Source organism: Zooshikella ganghwensis DSM 15267, assembly GCF_000428585.1.
Classification (GTDB): Bacteria; Pseudomonadota; Gammaproteobacteria; order Pseudomonadales; family Zooshikellaceae; genus Zooshikella; species Zooshikella ganghwensis.
In genome coordinates this window covers 1-1,723 of the sequence record NZ_AUAF01000342.1, presented here as the reverse complement: position 1 = coordinate 1,723, position 1,723 = coordinate 1, and the positions used below count along the sequence as shown (strand labels likewise).

Annotated in this window: 1 protein-coding gene; it reads left to right on the top strand. The window is 36.3% G+C overall.

The window, feature by feature from the left end; genetic code table 11:
• Positions 1-540: 540 nt before the first annotated feature.
• Positions 541-1,548, top strand: coding sequence for a hypothetical protein (locus F607_RS32185; RefSeq protein ID WP_051311880.1), 1,008 nt, complete (start codon positions 541-543; stop codon positions 1,546-1,548).
• Positions 1,549-1,723 lie beyond the last annotated feature (175 nt).

The following is a 1,723-nucleotide window of genomic DNA, read 5'->3' as shown; positions in this document are numbered from 1 at the left end:
TGTACCTTGCCATAGGCACCAATAAGGATAGTTTCCCCTTTCTCTGCTCGCGCAACGAGCTGGGACAAAGAGCTTTTAGCCTGGTGCATTGAGATGACATCCATCATTCATACCTCAGTATTGAGAATACTGCTAGCTTAGCCCAGACTTAGCTAAATATCAACTGAGTCTTCTTGCTCTGTGATATTGACCATTTCGCAACATTTCAGCCACAAAAATTTCTGATAACTGCGATTACCGGAAATTTTTTCAGGGTGGGGGTTGGGTACTCGGGATGAGGCAGGAGCACTAAGGGCACATGTTATTAAGCAAGCATTTAGAGAAAAATTAAAAATATAGCAGAAGTAATTAGTTATTAGATTAGATACTACTTAATACAATACCAGAGCACATTGAAGATCCTATATCTGCCAAGTGCTTGTATTATTGCAGATTTCTAAATAAAGAATCCTGATAAATAAAATTAAATATTACTGCAAGGCCATTTATAATCTCATCAATACAACTAAGACATAATCATTATTTTTTTAGGTAACAGTTATGAATAGAAGAGAGTTAGTAAAAAGTATAGGTCTGTTATCTTCGTTATCATGTTTTCCAGCTGGGATAAAAAGTGCAATAGCTAGTGATCACCAGCCACAAAGAAGATTTTCACCAGATACCATATCATGGTATGCAAAAAGAACTATCAAGAACTACCAGGATAGCTTTAATCAGCTTTCAAATGATCAAGTAAATATTATCTTTGAAAGAGGCAAAGTATTAAGTGATTCTCTTAAATTAAAGCAAACACTTACCCAAGGTGGAGTTTTAACATTTCCACATGTTCACATTGGAGACTGTATACACCTTACATCTGCTGTTGTTAATGCTTGTTTTGCAAGTGGATCAGATAAAATCTTAGTCATAAGCTTAATGCATGCATTAAATAAAGAACTGATGAATGCATATTTAAGGGTTGCTTCGGGGCTTGACCCGAAGAAGGAGTCTTTGAGAGGGATATATGGACCAGGTTTGGCGTATAATAACATAACAAACACTTGGCAAAGTGATCACGTTTTATACCTATTTAGAAAGCTGGTTTCTATTGAAGCAAAAAGAAGAAATATAAAGGCTCCAAAAATTATCGAACGTTTTGTTTTTTTATCAGGTCCAGATCCATTTTCTTTAAGGGGATTTAAAGAGCTTGAGGCTATGTCGAAGGATGCAGTGATTGTTTCAAGTGCAGATCATGCCCATCATGGTTTAGGTTATCAAACTCCATTTAATAACACATATCCAATTGATAGTATTGGGCTATTGAAAGTACAGGAAATGATTCAAGAAGGACTATCCTTTCTGGATGCTCAAGATTATAAAAGCTATCAACAACATTGTTTCAATATCACGCACAGTGATTGGGAAAGCGCAGGTGTTGTTATAAATGCCATTCGAGGACCTATGCAGTCAAGTTTGCACTGTATGGGAGGAAGTGATTATTCAGATTTCTTTAACTTCCCAAAACCTTCCTGGGTTGCATCTGTTTTACTTAAGCAAGATAAAGGATAAACCTTTGATAAATATTAATTCATAGAATTTCTCAGTTCAAGTTAGGCCGACGTTGTCGGCGACTTTTAACAAGTGCCAATCGGCTTTGTTGAATCGCTCATTAATCAATCAATACCATACGCTCATAATTTGCTAGAATACCGAGCTTGTCCTAGTTAAGTCTATTACCTCCTAC